The sequence below is a fragment of the Thermococcus sp. genome, assembly GCF_027066465.1.
Lineage (GTDB): Archaea > Methanobacteriota_B > Thermococci > Thermococcales > Thermococcaceae > Thermococcus.
Genome location: NZ_JAMONU010000024.1, coordinates 1 through 3,899, shown reverse-complemented (window position 1 = coordinate 3,899; position 3,899 = coordinate 1). Strand labels below are relative to the sequence as shown.

The window sequence follows — 3,899 nt, the reverse complement described above, 5'->3', positions numbered from 1 at the left end:
CCGAAAGTATTTAATCGGCGACCTATTTAAGTTTATCGAGTATGACGTTCGAGAACGTTTTAGGCAGCAGAAAGCTGGAGCGCTTTTTGAACCACCTGGGGGAGCTTGGTTTTGAGGGGGTTAGGCCGTTCTCCAAAGGCACTACGAGCCTCGTCTTCCTCGGCGAGCTGAACGGAAAAAAGGTCGTTGTGAAGCTCCAGAGGCCGGATTCTCCGAGGAACAACTTCGAGAGGGAGGCGGGAATACTGAGGGCTATAGAGCCCTTCGGAATAGCCCCGCTCCTGCTTTTCACGGGAGCCTTTGAGGGTCTTCCGTATCTCGTCAGGGAGTTCGCTGACGGTGAGCCAGTTCTCTACGCCGACCTTGAAAAGCGCCACCTCTTCGGGATAGCCGAGAAAACTGCCTTACTCGACAGGCTTTACCTCGACCACGGCCAGATGCAGGGGGGCAAGCACATCATCGTCGGTGATGACGTTTACATCATAGACTTCGAAAAGGCCAACTGGAGGAAGCCGAACAATCTCACCTCGACCTTCTCGATGCTCTTCGTCGGCAGAAACGCAATTTCCGAGAGGCTCTATAAAAAGTTCGACCTTGACGAGGGTTTCAGAGAGGAAGTCAAGGAGGCTTTGAGGGAGTATAAAAGAACGGGAAGGCTCTCACGCCTTCTGGGCCTTCTTTCCGGTCTTTAGCCTGTCGGCGTAGAGGGCTAAGAGCGGGACGACGATTGCCATCGCTATAAGACCAACCCTTGGGTCAAGGAAGTAGTTGAAGACTAGAATCACAACAACCGCTATGCCAATCATGAGGAACAAATCCCTGTCGTAGAGCCTCGACTTCGCGAGTATGTTCTGCTCCCTGGCGGTGTATGCTAAATAGGCCGGTATTCCAAGGGCCGCTATCGCTATTCCCACGTAGTCCCTCAGCAGGAGCGAAACACCGATGCCCGCCGCGAGAATAAGCGCTATCGCCTTCGCTTCCTTCACGCTACCACCTGTCCCTTGGGTTAGGCTTATATACTTTTAAGGCTCTCTCATATTGGGGTGATACCGTTATGAGCAGTATCGAATGGAACGAGAAGACCTTTTCTCGGTTCGCCTACGTGAACGACCCGGGGATTGAAGGGAGTAGAATAGCCTACACCCTGACCAAGGTCAACATGAAGGACAACAGGTACGAGAGCACGATAGTCGTTGAGGACCTTGAGGCCGGCTCAAGGCGCTTCATTGAGAATGCCTCCATGCCGAGGCTCTCGCCGGACGGGAGTAAACTTGCCTTCACGAGGCCCAACGAGGAGAAGAAGGAAACAGAGGTCTGGGTTGCCGAGCTTGAGACTCTCTCGGCTAAGAAGGTTCTCTCGGCCAAGAACATTCGCTCCCTCCAGTGGAACGACGACTCAAGGAGGCTTCTGGTTGTCGGCTTCAAGAGGCACGACGATGACGACTTCGTCTTCGACGACGACGTTCCCTTCTGGTTCGACAGCATGGGCTTCCTCGACGGTGAGAAGACGACCTTCTGGGTCCTCGACACCGAGGCTGAGGAAATCATAGAGGAGTTCGAGAAGCCCCGCTTTAGCTCGGGTCTCTGGCACGGGGATGGAATCCTCATCAACGTCCCGCACCGCGAGGACGGCAAGCCGGCCCTCTTCAAGTTCTACGACATCTACCTCTGGAAGGACGGAAACGAGGAGAAGCTCTTCGAGCGCGTTTCCTTCGAGGCTGTGGATTCTGACGGGAAGGCGATTCTCCTGAAGGGCAAAAAGGAAAAGCGGTTCATCAGCGAGCACGACTGGCTATATCTATGGGACGGCGAGCTTAAGGCAATCTACGAGGGTCCGCTCAACGTCCACTTCGCGAAGCTCACCAAGGGCAAGGTCTACTTCCTCACTCCAGACGCTGGCAGCGTTCACCTCTGGCTCTGGGACGGTAAAGCTGAGAGGGTCGTCGTTGGAAACCACTGGATTTACGGCTTGGATGCCAGCAACGGAAAGGCCCTACTCCTCATAATGACGGCAACGAGGATAGGCGAGCTCTACCTCTACGACGGCGAGCTCAAGCAGGTTACCGACTACAACGGGCCAATCTTTGAGAAACTGAAAACCTTCGAGCCGAGGCACTTCAGGTTCAAGAGCATGGATTTGGAGATAGACGGCTGGTACCTCAAACCGGAGCTCAAGGAGGACGAGAAGGCTCCGGTGATAGTCTTCGTTCACGGCGGGCCGAAGGGAATGTACGGGCACCGCTTCGTCTACGAGATGCAGCTGATGGCGAACAAGGGCTACTATGTGGTCTACGTGAACCCGCGCGGCAGCGACGGCTACAGCGAAGACTTCGCGCTCCGCGTCCTTCAGAGAACCGGCCTGGAGGACTTCGAGGACATAATGGCCGGAATAGAGGAGTTCTTCAAGCTCGAGCCTCAGGCAGACAGGGAGCGCGTCGGAATAACGGGCATAAGCTACGGCGGATTCATGACCAACTGGGCGTTAACCCAGAGCGACCTCTTCAAGGCCGGAATCAGCGAGAACGGCATAAGCTACTGGCTGACAAGTTATGCCTTCTCGGACATCGGCCTCTGGTTCGACGTTGAGGTCATCGGACCAAATCCGCTCGAAAACGAGAATTACCGCAAGCTCAGTCCGCTGTTCTACGCGGAGAACGTGAAGGCCCCGATACTGCTCATACACTCGCTCGAGGACTACCGCTGTCCGCTCGACCAGAGCCTGATGTTCTACAACGTGCTCAAAGACCTCGGCAAGGAGGCCTACATAGCGGTGTTCAAGAAGGGCCCGCACGGCCACAGCATCCGCGGAAGCCCGAAGCACCGCTCAAAGCGCTACAAGCTCTTCATCGAGTTCTTCGAGAGGAAGCTCAGGAAGTATGAAGAAGGCTTCGACGTCGAGAAGGTACTGAAGGGAGAGAAAGAGTGAGCTTTACCTTTTCTTTTCAGGTTTTCTCGCCACGACTCCAAGTGCCTCTTCAACGCGCTTAACGCCGACGAAGCCCGCCCTCCTTAACCTCTCCATGACGCCCCTCTGGAGGTCCTTTCTGCGGTATCTCTTTCCGGGATTTCCAACGTAGTGGAAGAGCCTTCCGCCGGGCTTCAAAACCCTGAAAAGTTCGCGGTAGAACTCCTCCGAGTAGAGCTGGCCGGCTAAGGAAAAGCGCGGTGGGTCGTGGATGATTACATCGAAGCTCTCGTCCCTAAACTTCCTCACGACCTCAAAGGCGTCGCCGTGAATCACCTGGATTTTACCGCCCGTGAAGAGCTCCCTGCTCCAGGGGTTTATCTTCGCCAGCTCGATGACGTTTTTATCCCTCTCGATTGTTATGACGTAGGCTCCCCTCTTCGAGGCCTCTATGGCGGTGTAGCCGAGCCCCATGCAGGTGTCAAGGACCGTTTCTCCCTCCTTTGGCCTGACTGCGTTCACCTTGTTCCTCGTGTCCTGGAGCGGGTTTACCCCCTTCGTCCTGTGCATCCTGATGCCGTTTATCTCAATCGTCGGCGGAATCGTCGGGACGAGCTTGTAGTAGTGCTCTCCAGCTATTGCCGCCTTGTAAACTCCCCCGTTCTTGACGAAGTAAACGCTGTCCTCGTCCCTCGCTATCCGCTCGATGACGTCCTTCGAGACGCGCGTTCCGTCGGGGAAGATGAACTCGTCACCTTCTCGTTTTATCTCCCACGTTCGGTTGGTTTTCCTCAGGTTGAGGTTTACTCCTGTTGCCTTTGAGAGCAGCAACCTCCTTGCCTCTCTGAAGGTTATGAAGTACATTCCCACCAGCTCCGAATTCGTAGGGGCATCTTTTTATATAACTTTACTCAAGAGCAGTATAAGGTGGCGGAGGTAGAGACGATGGGCGGCACCGAGCGAGTGCGCACCGGCATTCCGGGCTTCGACGAGC

At 55.1% G+C, this 3,899-nt stretch carries 4 protein-coding genes; 2 read left to right on the top strand and 2 right to left on the bottom strand.

Annotated features, from left to right (window positions below):
* Positions 1 to 41 precede the first annotated feature (41 nt).
* On the top strand, positions 42 to 692 hold the full coding sequence (locus MVK46_RS01260; RefSeq protein ID WP_297534644.1) for a phosphotransferase: 651 nt from the start codon (positions 42 to 44) through the stop codon (positions 690 to 692).
* On the opposite strand, the gene MVK46_RS01255 is transcribed toward MVK46_RS01260, so the two are convergent.
* Positions 660 to 986 (bottom strand): hypothetical protein, encoded by a 327-nt coding sequence (locus MVK46_RS01255; protein ID WP_297534642.1) that lies wholly within the window; start codon positions 984 to 986, stop codon positions 660 to 662. The genes MVK46_RS01260 and MVK46_RS01255 overlap by 33 nt on opposite strands.
* A gap of 68 nt (positions 987 to 1,054) precedes the next feature.
* Between MVK46_RS01255 and MVK46_RS01250 the strand changes: the two genes are divergently transcribed.
* Positions 1,055 to 2,926, top strand: coding sequence for a S9 family peptidase (locus tag MVK46_RS01250; protein WP_297534640.1), 1,872 nt, complete (start codon positions 1,055 to 1,057; stop codon positions 2,924 to 2,926).
* A gap of 3 nt (positions 2,927 to 2,929) precedes the next feature.
* Here the strand turns inward: MVK46_RS01250 and MVK46_RS01245 are convergent, their stop codons facing one another.
* A complete protein-coding gene (locus tag MVK46_RS01245) occupies positions 2,930 to 3,778 on the bottom strand; it encodes a methyltransferase domain-containing protein (RefSeq protein WP_297534646.1) in 849 nt (282 codons plus the stop codon).
* Positions 3,779 to 3,899 lie beyond the last annotated feature (121 nt).